Raw genomic sequence first — 20,179 nt, forward strand, 5'->3', positions numbered from 1 at the left:
GGGATACAAGCGCCGCTGCCTCTGGGCTCGGGGTTTACGCCTATCGAGTCAAAGAGGCACATAAGCCGCTTTAGATCACTGATGCGTCCGCCGCATATTCAGGACGCATATGTGCGACCTGCGCCGCAAATATGGCAAACACGTCTCCTGCCCGCAAACCCTGATGTGACGCCATTTACACCTTCGCGCAAGCACTCAAGTCATCCGCCGGGATGGACGATAAAAGCCGGGTAATTCGACGTTTTGAAGGACGTGCCCCGCCGATACAGTGCGGGTCCGATCCACGCATTTCTCATCGCCATGTGGACTTGTTCCGAACGCTCCGCCGTATCGCTGATGCTGGCCGCGCTGCTGGTACTGGCCGGCTGTGCGCAGATGCCCGCCCAGCCCCCCGCCCCCGTGGCCCGCACCGCGCCCACGGGCGAAGTCATGACCTTCGCCATCCCGCCCGACGCGCTGGGCGCGCATGACCCGCAACTGACCGCCGTGCTGACCAAGGCGGGCGCGCTTGCCGCTGCGCAAAAACGGCCGGCGACGATCCAGGTGGCCGCACTGGCCCAGGATTTCCGCTATCTGAATCAGGCGCTGTGGAACGGCGTGCCGGCCCAGCGTGCCAGCTACGTGCGCCTGGAAAACCTGACCGTCAGCGCCAGCCAGCCCTACAGCGTGACGATCCGCACGCAGGACTAAGAGGAACGTCATGCGTATGACCCATCTGCTCTTCCCGCTCACCGTCGGCCTGCTGAGCGTCCCGGCCGCCTCGGCTTTTGCCGCCCCGCCCGATGCACTGATGCCGGCGACGGCCGCGGCGCCCGACCGCGTCTATCCGCCCCTGCCCTCGCTGGCGATGCTGCCGCCCGGCGGCGGTAGCGGCGAAATCGAGCCCCAGCCCGCGGCACACACGCGCGGCGGCAAGCGCAAGGTTGTGACCACGCAGTGGCGCAAGGCAACCGAGCCCGTGCCGCGCATGGTGGTGTCGGAGGCCTCGCACACGTATCTGGCCGGCATCGAGCGTCAGCTTGAAGTGGCCCTGCAGAAGTAATCCACGATTGCCGCCGGAGCCGTCATGCCCCTCGCCCGCCTTCTTTGCTTGAACTGGCGCCGCCTTGCCGCGGCACTCTTGCTGGCGGCTTCCAGCGTGGCGGCGCACGCAGCGTCAGGCGATTGCTTCGAACAGGCCGGCACCTATCAGGGCGTCAACCCGACGGTGCTGCGCGCGATCGTGTGGTTCGAATCGAAGGGCGACCCGGCCGCCATCCACCGCAACGCCGATGGCTCGGTCGACATTGGCCAGGCGCAGATCAACTCGATTCACTTCGGCACGCTGGCGCGCTACGGCGTACCGCGCCATGCGCTGACCGACGCCTGCGTCAACGTGTTCGTGGCGGCCTGGCTGCTCAAGCAAAAAATGGTTCGCCATGGAAACACGTGGCGGGCCATCGGCGCGTATCACTCCGAGACGCCCGTCCACCGCGACGCCTATGCGCGGAGCATCCAGCGGGTGCTGATGTCGTGGGGGGAATTGCGGGCCGACCGCTGAATCGGGTCCGGCCCCGGAACCGGGCTGCCGCTCAGTAGTACGAGACGGCGGCGTAGGCCTGACGTGCGCCGATGGCGCGGCGCTCGCCGCTGACCAGGCGCATCAGTTCATCCTGACGCGGGCAGACCAGCGCACGCACGCGGGCGTCGTTGGCCAGGATGCGCATCATCAGGTCGCGCTTGCGCTGCACCTCTTCCTGGGACAAGGCCGGGCGCAGACCGTGGCCGAGGCGCTCCATGTGGGCCGCGCATTCGCGCTCGAGCAAGCTCACTTCGTCCCAGTCGCCGCGTTCTGCAGCATCCACCATGTCTTCGGACAGGCTGGCGATGGCCTCGTAGCAGGCGAACAAGCCGGCGCTGTCGGAAACCGTATGGATCGGGCGAGCGGCGGTGGCGACGGTCCAGGACATTCTGTGCTCCAGAGTCAAATGTTGTTGTTTGGAGCAAGCCAGTGCAATAGGCATGCCCGGCCGGTGCCGAACCGCCTCCCACCCGCCCGGAAATGCCGCCAAAGCCTTTGCTGGCTTGGGTTCGCAGGATACGGAGAGCGTCCGGCGGCGGGCATCGCAGGCCTGAAAAACAGCCGCTCGGGGCGAAGTTGTTACGTTTCTGGAACGTAACGCGTAACGAGGCCGTAACGCCTTCACACCGCGAGCCGCCGAGCGCCTTGCCCGACCGAATGCGCTTTCATTCCGGGGCGAGAACGCACCCGGAGCGGTTACAATCACGCCTTTCCGTGAACGACGCGCACAGCCCGGATTCCACTGTGCTGCCGCCTCCTCCCGCGTCACGCAACCCCTTGATTCAGAGCCTTTTTCACCATGAGCCTCCAATGCGGCATCGTCGGTCTGCCGAACGTCGGTAAGTCGACCCTGTTCAATGCCCTGACCAAAGCCGGCATCGCCGCCGAGAACTACCCGTTCTGCACGATCGAGCCCAACGTCGGCGTGGTGGAAGTGCCGGACGCTCGCCTGCAGGCGCTGGCCGACATCGTCAAGCCCGAGCGCGTGTTGCCGGCGGTGGTCGAGTTCGTCGACATTGCGGGCCTGGTGGCGGGCGCCTCCAAGGGTGAGGGCCTGGGCAACCAGTTCCTCGCCAACATCCGCGAGACGGACGCCATCACGCACGTGGTGCGCTGTTTCGAAGATGAAAACGTGATCCACGTCGCCGGCAAGGTCGACCCGATCGCCGACATCGAAGTCATCAACACCGAACTGGCCCTCGCTGACCTGGGTACGGTCGAAAAGGCGCTGCAGCGCTACACCAAGGCCGCCAAGTCCGGCAACGACAAGGAAGCCGCCAAGCTGGTCGCCGTGCTGGAAAAAGCACAGAAGGTGCTGGACGAAGCCAAGCCCGTGCGTGGCCTGAACCTGACCGAGGACGAGTGGGCGACGCTCAAGCCGCTGTGCCTGATCACCGCCAAGCCGACCATGTACGTGGCCAACGTGCGCGAAGACGGTTTCGAGAACAACCCGCATCTGGACGCCGTGCGCAACTACGCTGCGCAGACGAATTCGCCCGTGGTGGCCGTGTGCGCCGCCATCGAAGCCGAAATCGCCGATCTGGATGACGCCGACAAGGCCGAATTCCTGGCCGACATCGGCATGGAAGAGCCGGGCCTGAACCGCGTGATCCGCGCGGCCTTCAAGCTGCTCGGCCTGCAAACCTACTTCACCGCCGGCGTGAAGGAAGTGCGCGCCTGGACGATCCACATCGGCGACACGGCCCCGCGCGCCGCGGCCGCCATCCACACCGACTTCGAACGCGGCTTCATCCGCGCCCAGACGATCTCGTACGAGGATTTCATCCAGTACAAGGGTGAACAAGGTGCCAAGGAAGCCGGCAAGATGCGCGCAGAAGGCAAGGAATACATCGTCAAGGACGGCGATGTGCTGCACTTCCTGTTCAACGTCTGACCCGCACTGGTCCCTAAAAGCCCCGCCTCGCCTGCGGGGCTTTTTTCATGGCCGCGCGCCTGAAAATGTGGCCCCGCGGTTGTAAGGTTGAGGCGGCCCGGCATCACTTTTTTACACGCGAGCGAAATCGCCCCTGCGACTTTGATGCTCGCCAACGGGCGTCACTGCGCCACTTTCGCGTCCCTGGCACGCCGGTTGCGTAGCCCACGGCGGATACGCTGAACCCCGGCAGGCTCGACGCCCGGGGCAGCCCGCCGCTCCCGCCTGGCACGTTCAGCCGAGGCACTTGGGACGGCGCACTCGCCCAACGCCATGAGTTCGCAATCGCCCCCGCCCTTGTCTGCAGTTGACGACATCGACGCCTCGCCCGGCATCGGCAGCAACGCTGCCATCCAGTCGCGCGGTGTGTTGCTGTGCCTGTCCGAACCCGATCTGTGCATCCATCAGGTCAGCGAAAACCTGGAGACTGCGCTGGGGATACCGCTGGCCTCCGCGCTGCAAGGGCCCGTCGAACGTGTGACCGGCAGCGCGGGCCGTGAGGTGCTGGAGCGCGCCGTGGCTACGCATAGCATCGACGGCCATCCGCTCTATATCGGCACGCTGCAGACGCCGCACGGGCACGCGCTCGACGCGGTGGTGCACCGGCACAAGGGCACGCTGATCCTGGAGCTGGAGCCCGCCGTGCATGCGGCCGACGGCGCGTTTGCGTCGATGTACCCGCTGGTGCGCACGTTCGTCGCCAGCCTGCAGGCCGTCAACACGGTCGATGCGCTGACGGACGTGGCCGCGCGCGAGGTTCGCCGCCTCACCGATTTTGGCCGCGTCACGATCTACCGGATCGACAGCGATGGTTCCTTGCAGGCGCTCGCCGAAGCGCGTGACGCTGCCTATGACACCTTGGCCGGCACACACCTGCGTGGCGCCGGCATGACGCCGGAATTGCGCAGTCTGTATAGCCACAACCCGTTGCGTCTGGTGGCGGACGTCGACGACACGCCCGTCGGTCTAGTGCCGCCGCTGCATCCCTCCACCGGACGGGCGACCGATCTGGCCTACGCAGCCCTGCGCGCCGCGTCCGAAGCACAGCGCGAAACCATGCGCGGCATGGGCGCGCGGGCTTCCCTCACGCTGGCGCTGACCGTGCGCGGCGATCTCTGGGGATTGATCGTCTGTCACCATGCCACGCCGTGTTCGCTGTCGTTCGAAGTGCGCACGGCGTGCGAACACCTGGCGCAGATTCTGTCGCTGCAGATCGAAGCGAAGGAAGACCGCGCGGAGATCGCGCACCGCCTGGAACTGCGACGCATCCTGGTACGCCTGCTGGCGGCGATGGCCGACCGGGACCATTTCCACGAAGGCCTGCTCGAGCACCCCGCCGATCTGCTGGGCTTTGCGTCAGCCAGCGGCGCGGCCATCGTGCGTCAGGGCGAGTGTGTGCGCATCGGCGCGGCGCCAGACGAGGCGAGCATCCTGCGGCTGACCGAATGGCTTGCCAAGGAACACCCCGGCGAGGTGTTCCACACCGACCGGCTGGCCAGCACCTATCCGGACGGCGCCGCGCTACTGCCGCAGGCCAGCGGCGTGCTGGCCGTGCAGGTTTCCCAGCTGCATCGCCACTACGTGCTGTGGTTCCGCCCCGAAACGCCGCAGACCGTGCACTGGGCGGGCGACGCGCCGGACGCAGCCGTCGACCACGACAGCCGCAACATGCTGGGCCGCACACGCCACTGGCAGCAGCACATCGCGCACACTTCGCGCCCGTGGCGCACCAGCGAAGTGGAAACTGCCGCGGAGTTCCGCTACGCCGTCCTGAACATCGTGCTGCGCCGCGCCGAAGAAGCTGCGGAACTGACGAGCGAGCTGCGCCGCGCCAACCACGAACTCGAAGCGTTTTCGTATTCCGTGTCGCACGACTTGCGCGCACCGCTGCGCCATATCGCCGGCTATGCCGAACTGCTCGACGAGATGGAGGGCCAGCACGTCTCGGAGCGTGGGCGACACTTTCTGCAGACGATCTCGGAGTCGTCGCGCTTTGCGGGCAAGCTGGTCGACGATCTGCTCACCTTCTCGCAGATGGGCCGCGGCGCGCTGCACCTGACCGATGTCGACCTCGCGCAGCTCGTACGCGGCGTCGTGCGCGACCTCACGATGGACCAGGGCCGGCGCCATATCGAATGGAACATCGCCGCGTTGCCGGTGGTGCGCGCCGACCCGGCGTTCCTGCAACTGGCGATGCGCAACCTGCTTTCCAACGCCGTGAAATACACGCGTGACCGTGATCCGGCGCGCATCCATATCGACGCCGAACAGACCGACACCGAAACCATCGTGCGCATTGCCGACAACGGCGTCGGCTTCTCGATGGAATACGTAGCTAAGCTGTTCGGCGTGTTCCAGCGGCTGCATCGCATGGATGAGTTCGAGGGCACCGGCATCGGCCTGGCCAATGTGCGGCGCATCATCGATCGCCACGGCGGCCGCACCTGGGCCGAGGGCGAGCTTGATCGCGGCGCGACGTTCTACTTCGCGCTGCCGCGCTCGCCCGACCCGCTGGCGGCATCCGGAGCCGGCCTCCGCTCGCCCGCGACCCGCGATGCCTGATCGTTCTTTCTACGTTCATTGTCACCATGCTCAAACCCATCCTGCTCGTCGAAGACAATCCGAACGACCTCGAGCTGACGCTGCTGGCGCTGGAGCGCAGCCAGCTCGCCAACGATGTGGTCGTCACCCGGGACGGCGCCGAAGCACTGGATTACCTGCACGCGCGCAATCTCTACGCGCAGCGCGTGCCCGGTAATCCGGCCGTGGTGCTGCTCGACCTGAAGCTGCCGAAGGTCGACGGGCTGGAAGTGCTGGCGGAGATCCGCGCAACGCCCGCGCTCAAGAGCCTGCCGGTGGTCATGCTGACCTCGTCGCGCGAAGAAACGGACCTGCTGCGCAGCTACGAACTCGGCGTCAACGCCTACGTGGTCAAGCCGGTGGAGTTCCGGGCGTTTGTCGACGCGATTGCCGACCTGGGCGTATTCTGGGCAGTGCTCAACGAACCGCCGCCCGGCTCCACGCGGGCACGCCGCACGTTGCTGCCGGCGAGCTAACCGCCCATCCGGAGCATCCGCCCCCATGCCCAATCTGCAATTGCTGCTGGTCGAAGACAATCCGCTCGACGCGGAACTCACCCGCGCACGGCTCGAAACCGCCAACCTGCCAGCCGACACGACGCTGGTCGACAACGAGACGGACTTCATCGCCCAACTCAGCGCGCGCACCTTCGACGCCATCCTGGCCGACTACATGCTCCCGCAGTTCACGGGGGCGGAGGCGCTGGACATTGCGCGCCGCATGGCGCCGCAAACGCCGTTCATCTTCGTATCGGGTGCGCTGGGCGAGGAGCACGCGGTCGACATGCTCAAGCGCGGCGCCACCGATTACGTCATCAAGCAGCGCCTGCAGCGCCTGCCCGTGGTGCTGCTGCGGGCGCTGGCCGAAGCGGCCGAACGCCGCCAGCGCATCGCCGCCGAAGCCGCGCTGCGCGAAGCGGAAACGCATTTCCGCCTGCTGATCAACGCGCTCAAGGAGCACGCCGTGCTCTCGCTCGACCCGCAGGGCATCGTGCGCACGTGGAACGCGGCGTCGCGCAGCATTCTTGGTTATGCGCGTGAAGACATCCTCGGCAAATCGGCGGAGATTCTGTATCCGCAGGCCGCGCGCGAGGCGGGCGAATTCCAGCGCAAGCTCGAACGCGTGCGCCGCGAAGGCAGCCTCACCGACGACCGCTGGATGCTGCGCAAGGACGGCACGCCGTTCTACGCATCGAGCGTGGTCACGGCCATCCACAACGAGACGGGGCAACTGGTCGGCTTCTCGAAGATCATCCGCGACTCCACCGAAGAGCGCATCGCGGCCGACGCCCTGCGCCGCGCGAAGGAAGAAGCCGAGACCGCCAACCACGCCAAGGACCACTTCCTGGCCGTGCTGTCGCACGAGTTGCGCACGCCGCTCACACCCATCCTGACCGCCGTGCATCTGCTGGAAATGCGCCAAGACCTGCCGGCGTATGTGGTGGCGCAGCTCGAAGTCGTGCGCCGCAATGCCGAGCTGGAAGCGCGCCTGATCGACGACCTGCTCGACATCACGGGCATTGCGCGCGGCAAGCTGGCGGTGAGCTTTGCGCTGGTCGACCTGTATCCGCTGCTGGAAAGCACGCTGGAGATGTCGCGCAACGACATGCAGGCCAAGCGGCTGTCGCTCAAGACGCGCTTCGAGGCGGGCCGCAGCCGGCTGTATGCCGACGGGGCGCGCATCCAGCAAGTGATCTGGAACCTTGTGCGCAACGCGGTCAAGTTCACACCCGAAGGCGGCGCCATCGAGGTGCGGGTCTGGAACCCGTCGCCCTCTGCCGTTGCCGTGTCCGTGAAGGACAACGGCATCGGCATCGAACCCGAAGCGCTGCCGCGCATCTTCTCGGCGTTCGAACAGGCCGATGCATCGATCACGCAGCGTTTTGGCGGGCTCGGCCTGGGCCTGGCGATTGCCTATGCGCTGGTGCAGAAGCATGAAGGTTCATTGATTGCCGAGAGCGCCGGCCGCCACGAGGGCGCCACGTTCACGCTCACCCTGCCGCTGGCGACCGAGATGGCGCAACCCGAGACACCGCCCTCCCCGCCCATGCCGCGCAAGCAGCCGACGCGCGGCCTGCATGTGCTGCTGGTAGAAGACAACGCCGATACGGCCGAAGCCATGTCGCAGATGCTGGAGATCCTCGGCCACAGCGTCACCGTTGCCAACGGCGCGCGCTCGGCCATGCAAGCCGCGGAGTCGGGTGCGTTCGATCTGCTGATCAGCGATATTGGTCTGCCGGACGGCAGCGGCCTGGACGTGGTGCGCGTATTCGCCGAGAGGCAGGCTGCCCCCTCGATCGCAATCACCGGCTACGGTATGGAAGACGATATCGCCCGGTGCCGTGACGCGGGCTTTACGGATCACCTGACCAAACCGGTGGATTTCAAGCGGCTGGAGACACTCCTGGCGGGCTATCTGGCCGCGCGCGATGCGCGAACCGCAGGCGTGGACGCAAGCTGAGCCGCGCCAGAATGCCGCAGTGGCAGTTGCCCTAGCGGCGCACCAGGCCCCATGCCGCAGGCAGCAGCATGGCGCCCACCACGGCGGCCGTCCACGCCATGATCTGCCCATCCGCATACAGGTGCGCGAATTGGCCGCTGTAGTAACCGACCAACGCGCCAATCCCACCCGTCACCAGCGCAGGGAGCCAACCCAAGCGTTTGCCTGTGGGATGCAGCCAACGCGCCGCCACGCCCACCGCCAGCCCGATCCACAGCGGCCCGATCCACCCCATGCCTGTTCTCCGTATTGCTCTTGAGCGATTCAACTGGACGCGTACCTTAGCGCAGGACGGCGCAGAAGGCCACGGAGAAGGCCGCATGGACGCACTGCCGGTTACGTGACGAATAATCGACATTCGTCTGCACGTATCACCAGATTTGACCTGCCTCCTGCTCATCCGGGGGCCGGGCGTTATAATCCAGAGTGCTCAAAATTCGTGCCGTTCCTTAACCGGCCGCCCCACATGCAGTTGCTGACCCTCGGAATCAACCACCACACTGCGCCGCTTTCCCTGCGCGAGAAGGTGGCGTTTCCGCTCGAGCAGCTGAAGCCCGCACTGGGCACGCTGCGCCAGCATCTGCCGCACCTCCGCAGCACGGCCGAAGCCGCCATTCTGTCCACCTGCAATCGCACCGAAATCTACTGCGCGACCGACGGCAACCTGCCTGAGCAGACCGCGCACGAGCATGCGATTCGCTGGCTGGCGCAGCACCACAACATCGACGCCGGCGAACTCGCGCCCCATGTGTATTCGCTCGGCCAGTCGCTGGCGGTACGTCACGCGTTTCGCGTGGCCAGCGGGCTCGATTCGATGGTGCTGGGCGAGACGCAGATCCTCGGCCAGATGAAAGACGCCGTGCGCACCGCCACCGAGGCGGGCGCCCTCGGCACGTACCTGAATCAGCTGTTCCAGCGCACCTTTGCCGTGGCCAAGGAAGTGCGCGGCACGACGGAGATCGGCGCGCATTCCGTGTCGATGGCCGCCGCCGCCGTGCGCCTGGCGCAACGCATCTTCGAATCGATTGCGGATCAGCGCGTCCTGTTCATCGGCGCCGGCGAGATGATCGAGCTGTGCGCCACGCACTTCGCCGCGCAGACGCCGCGCGAGGTGGTGATCGCCAACCGCACGCTGGAACGCGGCGAAAAGCTCGCCGAATCGCTGTCGAACCAGGGTCTGAATGCCCGCGCCGTGCGTCTGGCTGAACTGCCGACCAAGCTTGCCGAGTTCGACATCGTCGTCTCGTGCACCGCCAGCACGCTGCCCATCATCGGCCTGGGCGCCGTGGAGCGCGCCATCAAGCAGCGCCGCCACCGCCCGATGTTCATGGTCGACCTGGCCGTGCCGCGCGACATCGAACCTGAAGTCGCACGCCTGTCCGACGTGTTCCTCTACACCGTGGACGACCTGGGCGCCATCGTGCGCGAAGGCAACGCGCTGCGGCAGGCTGCCGTGGCCCAGGCCGAGGCCATCATCGAAACGCGCGTGCTGAACTTCATGCACTGGCTCGATGCGCGCAGCGTGGTGCCGATCATCCGCGATCTGCACGCGCAGGCTGAAACGCTGCGCCAAGGTGAACTGGAACGCGCTCAGCGCATGCTCGCGCGTGGCGACGATCCGGCGCTGGTGCTCGAAGCGCTGTCGCAGGCGCTGACCAAGAAATTCCTCCACGGCCCGACGCATGCGCTCAACCACGCGCAGGGCGAAGGCCGCGAACAACTCATCGACCTGCTGCCGGCGCTGTTCCGCCAGTCCAGCCACTCCGAGCGCTAGCGGCCAGCGCATCGCACGCGCGCCGCATGTTTTTTCACGACGGGCGCGCAACGTCTGGCGCGGTATCATGCGCCGCCTTCGCTTCCAGCGTTTCCCTCCGCGACTGCCCGAATGAAGCCCAGCATGCTGTCCAAGCTCGACCAACTGGCCGAGCGCATCGTCGAAATCAACGCGCTGCTTGCGCGTGAAGACGCCACCGCCAATCTCGACCAATACCGCAAGCTCACGCGCGAACACGCCGAGCTGGAGCCCGTGGTCGCGCAGTTTGCCGCGTGGAAGCAGGCCGAGGAAGACATCGCCACCGCGCAGGAGCTGGCGTCCGATCCGGACATGAAGGCGTTTGCGGAGGACGAACTCCGCGCGGCGCGCGAGCGGATGGAATCCCTCGAAGGCGAGCTGCAACGCCTGCTGCTGCCCAAAGACCCGAACGACCATCGCAACATCTTCGTGGAAATCCGCGCCGGCACAGGCGGCGATGAATCCGCGCTCTTTGCCGGCGACCTGCTGCGCATGTACACGCGCTACGCCGAACGGCAGCGCTGGCAGGTGGAGATCGTGAGCGAATCGCCGTCGGACCTGGGCGGCTACAAGGAAGTGATCGCGCGGCTGGTGGGCGAAGGTGCGTACTCGCGCCTGAAGTTCGAGTCTGGCGGCCACCGCGTGCAGCGCGTGCCGGCCACCGAGGCGCAGGGACGCATCCACACGTCGGCCTGCACCGTGGCGATCATGCCCGAGGCCGACGCACTGGCCGACATCCAGATCAATCCGGCGGATCTGCGCATCGATACGTTCCGCGCGTCGGGCGCGGGCGGCCAGCACATCAACAAGACGGATTCGGCCGTGCGCATCACGCACCTGCCGACCGGCCTGGTGGTGGAGTGCCAGGACGACCGCAGCCAGCACCGCAACAAGGACCGCGCCATGCAAGTCCTGGCCGCGCGCCTGAAGGATCGCCAGGAGCGTGAGGCGCAAGCCAAGGAGGCCAGCGCGCGCAAGAGCCTGATCGGCTCGGGCGACCGCTCCGATCGCATCCGCACGTACAACTTCCCGCAAGGCCGCGTGACCGATCACCGCATCAACCTGACGCTGTACAAGATCGACGCGATCATGGACGGCGACATCGACGAACTTGTCGGTGCGTTGGCCGCTGAGCACCAAGCCGAGCAGCTTGCGGCCCTGGGTGAAGACGCCTGAGCGCCCAATCGTTAAAAAGCGCCCTCTCCGTAACATTCACTTGCGTTTGATACAGCTTTGCGCGATGGCGGGCCGGCCTCGCGTTCCTATAATCGATCTCGATCACGCCGAGTGCATCGCCGGTCGCATCCGGCGCACTCACCAACAAGCGCGGCAACATCACGATTAGGAGAATCGCAATGCGTACCCAACTGCTGGCCATTACCGTCGCTACCACCCTCGCACTGGGCCTGGCTGCCTGCGGCAAGAAAGACGACGCCACCGACCAGGCCGCCAAGAGCGCGATGGAACAATCGAAGGACGCCGCCAAACAGGCGCTCGACAACGCCGGCACCGCCGTGACCAAGGCCGCGGACGCCGCCAAGGTGGAACTGTCGCAAGCGGCTTCGGACGCGCAGGTCTCCGCTTCGGGCGCGCTGGCGCAGGCCAAGGAGGCCGCCAAGACCGCGGCCGACAAGACGGCCGACGCGGCGAAGGTTGCGGCAGACAAGACGGCTGACGCCACCAAGGAAGCGGCCAACAAGGTCAAGGACGCGACCAAGCAGTAAGCGCTGCTCCACCTCACCGACCCGCCCGCGGGCCCGCGCCACATCGGCCGGGCCCGTGTTATTTTGTGCGCCCGATCTTCGCTGCTGGTCTGTTGCCGTGTCGTCTTCCCCCGTCATTCCGCCCGAAACCCTTGCTCGCGTGGCCGATGCGCTGACAGCGCTGGCCCGTGCCGGCCTGCCCGCACTGGAAGCACGCATGCTGGTCTCGCACGTGACGGGCCTGTCGCGCGTGCAACTCATCACGCAAGACACCTGCGCCATCGACGTGGCTGCGCGCGCGCGCATCAGCGAACTTGCGGCGCGGCGCCTGGCCGGCGAGCCGATGGCGTATCTGCTGGGTGAACGCGAATTCTTCGGGCGCGCCTTCAAGGTGACGCCCGCCGTGCTGATCCCGCGCCCCGACACCGAATTGCTGGTCGAACAAGCGCTGGACCGCCTGGAAGAACGCGATGCGCCGGCAGTGCTGGACATGGGCACAGGCAGCGGCATCATCGCCATCACGATTGCGCTGGCGCGGCGCGACGCGCGCGTATGGGCCACCGATGCCTCCGCCGATGCACTGGCCGTGGCGATCGACAACGCCAAGGCGCTCGGCGCCAGCAACGTCCGGACTGCGCTGGGTGACTGGTATGGCGCCCTGGCCGATGCCGATGCGCCTTCCGCCTTCGACCTGATCGCCAGCAATCCGCCGTACATCGCCGCCACTGACGCGCATCTCGATCAGGGCGACCTGCGTTTCGAACCCGCCAGCGCCCTCACCGACCACGATGACGGCCTGCGCCACCTGCGCAGCATCGTCGCCGGAGCGCCTGCACGGCTGGTGTCTGGGGGCTGGCTGCTGCTCGAGCACGGCTACGACCAGGGCGAGCCGGTGCGTGCGCTACTGAACGGCGCCGGCTTCGCCAACGTCTTTACCGCGCAGGATCTGGCCGGCCACGACCGCTGCAGCGGCGGGCAATGGCTGGGGCAAAACGCCGGGGCGAGTTCCTCGCTAAAATAGACGGGTTTTCCAATGTGGATGGCAGCGCCGCAACCCAGCTGCCGCCCCTCACCCAATCGAGTCTCCCCATGAGCACCACGCACGAAAAGATCGACCAGATCGTCAAAGGCCACCCCGTCGTCCTCTTCATGAAGGGCACCGCGCAATTCCCGATGTGCGGCTTTTCGGGCCGCGCCATCCAGATCCTGAAGGCCTGCGGCGTGGACCGTCCGCACACCGTCAACGTGCTGGAAGACGACGAAATCCGCCAGGGCATCAAGGACTACGCCAACTGGCCGACCATTCCTCAGCTGTATATCAAGGGCGAGTTCATCGGCGGCTCGGACATCATGATGGAGATGTACCAGAGCGGCGAACTGCAACCGCTGCTGGCTGCATGAGCTGCGTTCTCGTTTCAGCGTGACCCAGACCCCGAACGCCACCGCGCAAACGCCACCCGTGCGCCGCATCATCGTGGCGATCACGGGCGCGTCGGGCGCGATTTACGGGGTGCGGCTGCTGCAGGTTCTGCAGGGCCTGCGTGAATCAGCGGGCGTGGAATCGCACCTGCTGATGTCGCCCGCAGGGCTGATGAACGTGCAGCACGAGCTGCACATGGCCCGCGAAGAAGTGGAAGCGCTGGCGCACGTCGTGCATAACGTCCGCGATATCGGCGCCACCATCGCGAGCGGTTCCTTTGCTGCCGAAGCGATGGTGGTAGCGCCCTGCTCGATGAAGACGCTGGCGGCCGTCGCGCACGGCCTGTCGGACAACCTCATCGCCCGCGCGGCCGACGTCACGCTCAAGGAGCGCCGCCGCCTCATCCTGATGGTGCGCGAAACGCCGTTGAATCTGGCGCACCTGCGCAACATGACGGCGGTCACGGAGATGGGCGGAATCGTGTTCCCGCCCGTGCCGGGCTTTTACCAGCGCCCCAAGACGATCGACGACCTTGTCGACCACACCGTCGGGCGCGTATTGGACCTGCTGGGCCTGCCGCAGACGTTGGCGCCCGGCTGGCCGGGCTTGCGTTCAACGGACTAAACGCCGATCAGCCGACCGCCGGTCAGCGACGGTGGTAATTGAAGTACACCGACGGTCCACCCCAATAGCCGCCGTAGTAGGCGGGATAAGCCGGTGCCGCATAGACCGGCGCAGGCGCCACAGCCACCGGTGCCGGATACACGGCACAACCCCCAAGCGTCGCGGCCAACAAGGCCAGAGCCACGATTTTCATGATTAGCGTCCTTCGGCCCCGCGAGTGAGGCCATGGGGACGTTATAAGCCGGTGCGGGCGACGCCGGCGTCATGCGGGTGTAAGCCGTGTAACCGAACACTACGAACGCGTGTCCGTAAGTTCACTGCTTAGGCGTTGGTTTGCCGGCGGGTGGCTGCGCTGCCGCGGCCGGAGCCGAAGCCGACACACCAGATGCCGAAGCCGGTTTGGATGCGTTCGGGTCGACTTCGGCACGCATTTGGTCCATGACGGCCCCCGCGCGCGGCGCCCAGAGGAATTCCACGGTGCCGTTCTGCGGCTCTTCCGGAATCGCATACATGGTGATGACCGTCTGATGGGCCGCCCAGCGCGCGCGCAGTGAATCGACCGTCTTGCCGGACTTCAGCTTGAGCGGCGCCTTGCCCTCCTGCGCGGGCTTGCCGTAGCGGTCGGACAGGGCCTGGAAGACGCGCTGCTCGGTCTCCACGCCGCGCGTGGGCACGAACATGCCGGCGATGTTGCCGTCTTGGTCGATCAGCACGACGGCCTGCGGGCCATCCATCAGCTCCGGGCGCGATGTCTGCGGTATCCCGAGCGATCGGGTGCGGCCATGCGATTCCAGCGCGTCGGAGCAGTATTCGGCGACGTCCTTGCCGCCATTGGCGCGTACGTCTTCGCATGACGGCAGCTTGCGCAGCGGCTTGCCGAGCGGAAAGGCATCGAGCAGCACCGCCACGTCGCCAGGGTCGCGCACCGCCTTGGCGGGTGCCGCGGCCTTGGGGGCCGCCTTGGCTGCGGGTGCGGCAAACGCCACGGGCGCGAGCAACGAGGTCGAGATGGCAAGCGCAGCAGTTGCAGTGGCGCGTCGCGTCCAGCAGGTCATGCGAACTCCATTGAGAAAAGAGCCGAAAGTGTGCCACGCGGGAATCCCGGCGCACGGGAAAGCGGGTCTGACTGCCGGCAGGCGGCCTGCGTTCCCGTCAACCGAATGGCTGAGCCGCTCGAAACCGCCTGGTTACACGCCATTTGACGCGGATACTGGCCCGATGCCGGCTGGAAACATTATCAAAATGTTGCCGGTTTTGATCTCGTAAAGGTCCGGCGGGTAAAATCTCGGCGGCACAGACGAATGACCGGCAGGACCGAAGCGTCACGTTCCTCGGCCCGCCGCATAGACGCGATCTCATTTTGAACATTCCCTCCGCTGTTTCCTCCCGCACGCCGGGGGCCGCTCGTGCGGCACGCACCCGTTCGGTAGCCGGCTATGCGCGACTGGCCGTCGGCCTGTTGGCGTTGGCTTCGGCGCATGCCGCGCTGGCCTTTGGCTTCAACGATGTGGCCGCGCGCGCCAAGCAACTGGCCGCAAAGCCGTATCAGGCGCCCGCCGACACCCTGCCGCGCGAATTGCGCGAGCTGCGCTACGACCAGTACCGCGAAATCCGCTTCAAGTCCGACCAGGCGTACTGGCGCCGCGACAAGCTGCCGTTCGAACTCGGCTTCTTCCACGAGGGTTCGTACTACGACCAGCCCGTGAAGATCAACGAGGTGTCGCCCGCCGGTGTGCGCGAAATCCGTTTCGATCCGCGCCTGTTCGACTACGGCCCGGTCAAGCTCGACCCGAAGCAGTTGCAGAAGCTCGGCTTTGCCGGTTTCCGCGTGCACTATCCGATGAACACGCCCAAGTACAAGGACGAGGTCATCGTGTTCCTGGGCGCGTCGTACTTCCGCGGCATCGGCAAGGGGCAGGTCTACGGCCTTTCCGCGCGCGGGCTGGCCATCGACACCGCGCTCAATTCGGGCGAGGAATTCCCCCGCTTCACCGATTTCTGGATCGAACGCCCCACCTCCAACGCCAAGGACTTGACGATCTACGCGCTGCTCAATTCCCGCCGCGCGACGGGTGCCTACCGCTTCGTCATCAAGCCGGGCAGCGACACGGCAGTCGAGGTGAAGGCGCAGCTGTACATGCGCGAGAACGTGAGCAAGCTGGCCATCGCGCCGCTCACCAGCATGTTCTTCTTTGGCGAGAACCAACCGGCGCCTGCGCTAGATTTCCGCCCCGAGGTGCACGACTCCGACGGCCTGTCGGTGCTGTCCGGCACGGGCGAATGGATCTGGCGTCCGCTGACGAACCCCAAGCGCCTGTTGGTCAGCTCGTTCGGGACGACCAACCCCGGCGGCTTCGGCCTGATGCAGCGTGACCGCGCGTTCTCCAGCTACCAGGAAATCGGCGACCGCTACGAACTGCGCCCGAGCGCGTGGGTCGAGCCCGTCGGCAAATGGGGCGCGGGCCGCGTGGAGCTTGTGCAGATTCCGACGCCCGACGAGACCAATGACAACGTGGTCGCGTACTGGGTGCCCGAGAACCCGCCCAAGCCGCAGCAGCCGTTCAATCTCGAATACCGCCTGCTGTGGCAGAAGGACGCCGACAAGAAGCCGGCGCTGGCGTGGGTTGCGCAGACGCGCCGCTCGCACGGCTGGACGACCAAGCGCCCCGACGAGCGCAAGCCCGACGATACGATCGCCTTTGTGGTGGACTTTGAAGGCCCGGCGCTGGCCAAGCTCGCGCCGAACGCTCCGGTTGAGCCGGTGTTTTCGGCAGATGCCAACGGCAAGATCGAGTCGATCTTCGGCCAACCCAACACCGCGACCGGCGGCTGGCGCGTGACCGTGCGCCTCAAGCGTGTCGACGACGATAAACCCGTTGAACTGCGTGGCTACCTGCGCAGCGGCGGCACCGGACTCTCCGAGACGTGGAGCTACCTGTTACCTCCGGGCTGAACGTGACGACAGCCCAGACTGCCGGTGCTGCCGGCACAGCCCCCTCCACCAGCCCTGCCACAGCGCAGTCTGTGGCCGACCATTACCTTGAGGCGCTGCCGCTGGCTGCCGACGCGCGGGCTGCGCTGCTGCGCAACGCGGGCATCGCAGCCGGTGACGACGATGCAGCGGCGCTTGCCAAGCTGCATCGGGCGCTGGCCCGGCTCGACCCCGCGCAGACGACTTCGCTCGACACCGACGCACCGGCCTACGCCTCCGTAGGTTCGCGCCTGGATGCTGCGTATGGCGCCACGCGCGCCGATGCCGCATCGACGGAGCCCTCCGCCCAACCTGCTCCACCCGTTGAGCACGACAGCGAGGGCCGCATCCATCTGGATACCGGCCCCACCCCCGCGCGCCGTTCGATGGTGCCGTGGCCATGGGTGCTCGGCCCGATCTGGCGCGCGCGCAAGGCCATCGACCGCTGGATGCACGGCGGCAAGAAGCCGGTGCCCTATGAAGCGCCCGACTCGCCGGACCCGAAAGGCATCTGGCGCTTCGTCGGTGCGCGCCGCCGCCTGACGCTGCTGGCGCTGATGATCGCGCAGACCGTCGCCGCCACCTGGGCGATGAGCACGGTGCTGCCGTATCACGGTGCAGACTGGCTCGAAGCCATCATCATCGTGCTGTTTGCGGTGCTGTTCTGCTGGGTATCGGCGGGCTTCTGGACGGCCATTACGGGCTTCCTGCTGCTGGCCTTCCACGGCGACCGCTTCGTCATCTCGCGCCGTGCCACGCCCGACGCCACGATTCCGGACGATGCGCGCACGGCCATCGTCATGCCGATCTGCAATGAAGATGTGCAGCGCGTCTTCGCGGGGCTGCGCGCGACGTACGAATCGTTGCAGCGCACGGGGCACCTTGAGCACTTCGACTTCTTCGTGCTGTCGGACTCCGGCGATCCGGACATCCGCACGGCCGAAGCCGACGCCTGGCTGCACATCTGCCGCGCGCTCGATGGTTTCGGTCGCATCTTCTACCGCTGGCGCCGCCACCGCGTGAAGCGCAAGAGCGGCAACATCGACGATTTCTGCCGACGCTGGGGCGGCCGGTACCGCTACATGATCGTGCTCGACGCCGACAGCGTGATGAGCGGCGATTGCCTGACGCGCCTCGTGCAGTTGATGGAAGGTGCGCCCAGCGCGGGCATCATTCAGACCGCCCCGCGCGCGGCCGGCCGCGACACGCTGTACGCGCGTATCCAGCAATTCGCCACGCGCGTGTACGGGCCGCTGTTCACCGCCGGCCTGCACTACTGGCAGCTCGGCGAATCGCACTACTGGGGCCACAACGCCATCATCCGGCTGGACCCGTTCATCAAGCACTGCGCGCTGGCGCCGATTCCGGGCAAGGGCTCGCTTTCCGGCGAGATCATGTCGCACGATTTTGTCGAAGCTGCGCTGATGCGCCGCGCCGGCTGGGCCGTGTGGATCGCCTACGACCTCGACGGCAGCTACGAAGAGATGCCGCCCAACCTGCTCGACGAGCTGGGCCGCGACCGCCGCTGGTGCCACGGCAACCTGATGAACTTCCGCCTGTTTGGCGCGCCGGGCTTCCACCGTGTGCACCGCGCGGTCTTCATCACCGGGGTGATGGCGTATCTCTCGGCGCCGCTGTGGTTCCTGTTCCTGCTCCTGTCGACAGCCCTGCTGGCCAAGCACACGCTGATCGCCCCGGAATACTTCACGCAGCCCCGCCAGCTCTTCCCGATCTGGCCGGAGTGGCATCCGGAAAAGGCCGCCGCGCTGTTTTCCGCCACGGCCACCGTGCTGTTCCTGCCGAAGATCCTCAGCGTGCTTGTGCTGTGGGCTCAGGGGCCAAAGCGCTTTGGCGGGGCGGTGCACCTGGCGTTGTCGATGGCGATCGAAGCGGCATTCTCGGTACTGGCCGCGCCGGTACGCATGCTGTTCCACACGCGCTTTGTGACGGCGGCGTTCCTCGGCTGGAAGGTGCACTGGAAATCGCCCCCGCGCGAAGACGCGCAAACGCACTGGGGCGACGCCGTGCGCCGCCACGGCCTGCACACCGTCATCGGCATCGTCTGGGCTGCGATCGTGTATTGGCTGAACCCGAGCTTCCTGTGGTGGCTGTCGCCGGTTGTGGGTGCGCTGATCGTGTCGATCCCGCTGTCGGTGTTCTCCAGCCGCGTGAGCCTGGGACGCCGCATGCGGCGGCTGCGCCTGTTCATGATCCCCGAGGAAGTGCGCCCGCCGCGCGAGCTGCGTGCCACGCGCAAGCACCTGCGCAATGCCCCGCCCATGCCGGACTTCCGCCAAGCCGTGGTCGACCCCGTCACCAACGCGCTGATGTGCGCCATTGGTACGGCGCGCTTCCCGCAAGACAAGCGCCTCGTGGCCGTGCGCGAAGCCCATGTGCGTCACGCGCTGGAGGTCGGCCCTGACAAGCTCACCGGCAAGCAAAAGCTGGTGTTGCTGTCGGATCCGTTCTCGCTGTCGGCGCTGCACCTGGCGGTGTGGTCGTCCCCGGAACAGCGTGCGGCCTGGGCGGCTGCAGAAGGCTGAACAACGCCGCCTGACGGAAATACCGCGCCCCACCCGCATCTTGCCGGTGGGGCGTTTTACTTCCCGTTACATCCGTAGGATTTACGTATCACCTGAAGCGCCCGGCGGTTCATAGAATGGCATCACGAACTTGATACACGAAGTCGACGGCACCGCAGCCCCGGCCTCGCAACCGTAAGGAGAAGCATCATGAAACGCACACTGCTCGCATTCGTTTTGGGTGGCGCCGCGCTGTGCGCCTCGACGGCGGCGCTGGCGCATGTGGACGTCGGCGTGGCGATCGGCGTACCTGCCGCGCCGGTGTATGTGGCCCCGGCACCGGTTTATGCACCGCCGCCGGTGGTGTATCGCCCGGCCCCGGTCTATGCGCCTGCCCCGGTTGTTTATGGCGGCTATTACCGCGACCGCGACTACTGGCGTGAGCGTGAATGGCGCCGTCACGAGTGGCGTGAACGCGAATGGCGCCACGATCACGGCTGGCATCGCGGCTGGGACCGCTAACGCCTCGCGCGATTAGACGCTGATTGGCACACGGGCCGCTCACTGAGCGGCC

Annotated in this window: 20 protein-coding genes; 16 read left to right on the forward strand and 4 right to left on the reverse strand. The window is 66.5% G+C overall.

The features are described from left to right. Positions 1–300: 300 nt before the first annotated feature. From N511_RS0115685 to N511_RS0115695, 3 genes are read left to right on the forward strand one after another with little or no spacing between them, the layout of a single operon-like run. Complete coding sequence (locus tag N511_RS0115685; protein ID WP_027680184.1) at positions 301–690, forward strand: hypothetical protein; 390 nt, start codon at positions 301–303, stop codon at positions 688–690. Between the two features lie 10 nt (positions 691–700). Then, positions 701–1,042, forward strand: coding sequence for a hypothetical protein (locus tag N511_RS0115690; RefSeq protein ID WP_027680185.1), 342 nt, complete (start codon positions 701–703; stop codon positions 1,040–1,042). A gap of 24 nt (positions 1,043–1,066) precedes the next feature. Continuing rightward, positions 1,067–1,540: a lytic transglycosylase domain-containing protein gene (locus N511_RS0115695; RefSeq protein WP_027680186.1), complete on the forward strand. Its 474-nt coding sequence runs from the start codon at positions 1,067–1,069 to the stop codon at positions 1,538–1,540. A 31-nt stretch (positions 1,541–1,571) separates the two neighbouring features. Here N511_RS0115695 and N511_RS0115700 read toward each other — a convergent pair whose 3' ends face one another. After that, complete coding sequence (locus N511_RS0115700; protein ID WP_027680187.1) at positions 1,572–1,949, reverse strand: flagellar protein FliT; 378 nt, start codon at positions 1,947–1,949, stop codon at positions 1,572–1,574. Between the two features lie 411 nt (positions 1,950–2,360). On the opposite strand from N511_RS0115700, the gene ychF reads away from it, so the two are divergent. From ychF to N511_RS0115720, 4 genes are all read left to right on the forward strand, one after another. Continuing rightward, on the forward strand, positions 2,361–3,455 hold the full coding sequence (ychF, locus tag N511_RS0115705; RefSeq protein ID WP_027680188.1) for a redox-regulated ATPase YchF: 1,095 nt from the start codon (positions 2,361–2,363) through the stop codon (positions 3,453–3,455). A 312-nt stretch (positions 3,456–3,767) separates the two neighbouring features. Then, on the forward strand, positions 3,768–6,056 hold the full coding sequence (locus N511_RS0115710) for an ATP-binding protein (protein ID WP_027680189.1): 2,289 nt from the start codon (positions 3,768–3,770) through the stop codon (positions 6,054–6,056). Positions 6,057–6,082: 26 nt separating this feature from the next. Further along, positions 6,083–6,550 (forward strand): response regulator, encoded by a 468-nt coding sequence (locus N511_RS0115715; protein WP_024972795.1) that lies wholly within the window; start codon positions 6,083–6,085, stop codon positions 6,548–6,550. 25 nt (positions 6,551–6,575) lie between these two features. Continuing rightward, positions 6,576–8,534 carry a hybrid sensor histidine kinase/response regulator gene (locus tag N511_RS0115720; protein WP_027680190.1) on the forward strand — a complete coding sequence of 653 codons (1,959 nt, stop codon included), beginning with the start codon at positions 6,576–6,578 and terminating at the stop codon, positions 8,532–8,534. 31 nt (positions 8,535–8,565) lie between these two features. On the opposite strand, the gene N511_RS0115725 is transcribed toward N511_RS0115720, so the two are convergent. After that, positions 8,566–8,808 (reverse strand): GlsB/YeaQ/YmgE family stress response membrane protein, encoded by a 243-nt coding sequence (locus N511_RS0115725; RefSeq protein ID WP_027680191.1) that lies wholly within the window; start codon positions 8,806–8,808, stop codon positions 8,566–8,568. A gap of 231 nt (positions 8,809–9,039) precedes the next feature. Here N511_RS0115725 and hemA point away from each other — a divergent pair, with 231 nt between their 5' ends. From hemA to N511_RS0115755, 6 genes are all read left to right on the forward strand, one after another. Next, entirely contained in the window at positions 9,040–10,347 is a 1,308-nt protein-coding gene (hemA, locus tag N511_RS0115730) for a glutamyl-tRNA reductase (RefSeq protein ID WP_004634699.1), read from the forward strand. Between the two features lie 111 nt (positions 10,348–10,458). After that, on the forward strand, positions 10,459–11,541 hold the full coding sequence (prfA, locus tag N511_RS0115735; protein ID WP_027680192.1) for a peptide chain release factor 1: 1,083 nt from the start codon (positions 10,459–10,461) through the stop codon (positions 11,539–11,541). A 179-nt stretch (positions 11,542–11,720) separates the two neighbouring features. Further along, positions 11,721–12,089 carry a hypothetical protein gene (locus N511_RS0115740; protein ID WP_009241979.1) on the forward strand — a complete coding sequence of 123 codons (369 nt, stop codon included), beginning with the start codon at positions 11,721–11,723 and terminating at the stop codon, positions 12,087–12,089. Between the two features lie 97 nt (positions 12,090–12,186). Continuing rightward, on the forward strand, positions 12,187–13,089 hold the full coding sequence (prmC, locus tag N511_RS0115745; RefSeq protein ID WP_027680194.1) for a peptide chain release factor N(5)-glutamine methyltransferase: 903 nt from the start codon (positions 12,187–12,189) through the stop codon (positions 13,087–13,089). Positions 13,090–13,157: 68 nt separating this feature from the next. Then, entirely contained in the window at positions 13,158–13,469 is a 312-nt protein-coding gene (gene grxD, locus N511_RS0115750; protein ID WP_009241977.1) for a Grx4 family monothiol glutaredoxin, read from the forward strand. A 19-nt stretch (positions 13,470–13,488) separates the two neighbouring features. Continuing rightward, positions 13,489–14,112: a UbiX family flavin prenyltransferase gene (locus N511_RS0115755; RefSeq protein WP_027680195.1), complete on the forward strand. Its 624-nt coding sequence runs from the start codon at positions 13,489–13,491 to the stop codon at positions 14,110–14,112. A gap of 22 nt (positions 14,113–14,134) precedes the next feature. Here N511_RS0115755 and N511_RS25405 read toward each other — a convergent pair whose 3' ends face one another. Both N511_RS25405 and N511_RS0115760 read right to left on the reverse strand, forming a co-directional pair. Further along, positions 14,135–14,305: a hypothetical protein gene (locus N511_RS25405; RefSeq protein WP_180815289.1), complete on the reverse strand. Its 171-nt coding sequence runs from the start codon at positions 14,303–14,305 to the stop codon at positions 14,135–14,137. A 121-nt stretch (positions 14,306–14,426) separates the two neighbouring features. Beyond that, complete coding sequence (locus tag N511_RS0115760) at positions 14,427–15,167, reverse strand: hypothetical protein (protein WP_027680196.1); 741 nt, start codon at positions 15,165–15,167, stop codon at positions 14,427–14,429. 311 nt (positions 15,168–15,478) lie between these two features. On the opposite strand from N511_RS0115760, the gene N511_RS0115765 reads away from it, so the two are divergent. From N511_RS0115765 to N511_RS0115775, 3 genes are all read left to right on the forward strand, one after another. Then, positions 15,479–17,065: a glucan biosynthesis protein G gene (locus N511_RS0115765; protein ID WP_051530959.1), complete on the forward strand. Its 1,587-nt coding sequence runs from the start codon at positions 15,479–15,481 to the stop codon at positions 17,063–17,065. After that, complete coding sequence (gene mdoH / locus N511_RS0115770) at positions 17,038–19,626, forward strand: glucans biosynthesis glucosyltransferase MdoH (RefSeq protein WP_027680198.1); 2,589 nt, start codon at positions 17,038–17,040, stop codon at positions 19,624–19,626. The genes N511_RS0115765 and mdoH overlap by 28 nt, the downstream gene beginning before the upstream one ends. 189 nt (positions 19,627–19,815) lie before the next feature. After that, positions 19,816–20,127, forward strand: coding sequence for a hypothetical protein (locus N511_RS0115775; RefSeq protein WP_027680199.1), 312 nt, complete (start codon positions 19,816–19,818; stop codon positions 20,125–20,127). The last annotated feature ends 52 nt before the right edge of the window (positions 20,128–20,179 follow it).

It is taken from the genome of Ralstonia sp. UNC404CL21Col (genome assembly GCF_000620465.1).
In the GTDB taxonomy this organism is placed as follows: domain Bacteria; phylum Pseudomonadota; class Gammaproteobacteria; order Burkholderiales; family Burkholderiaceae; genus Ralstonia; species Ralstonia flatus.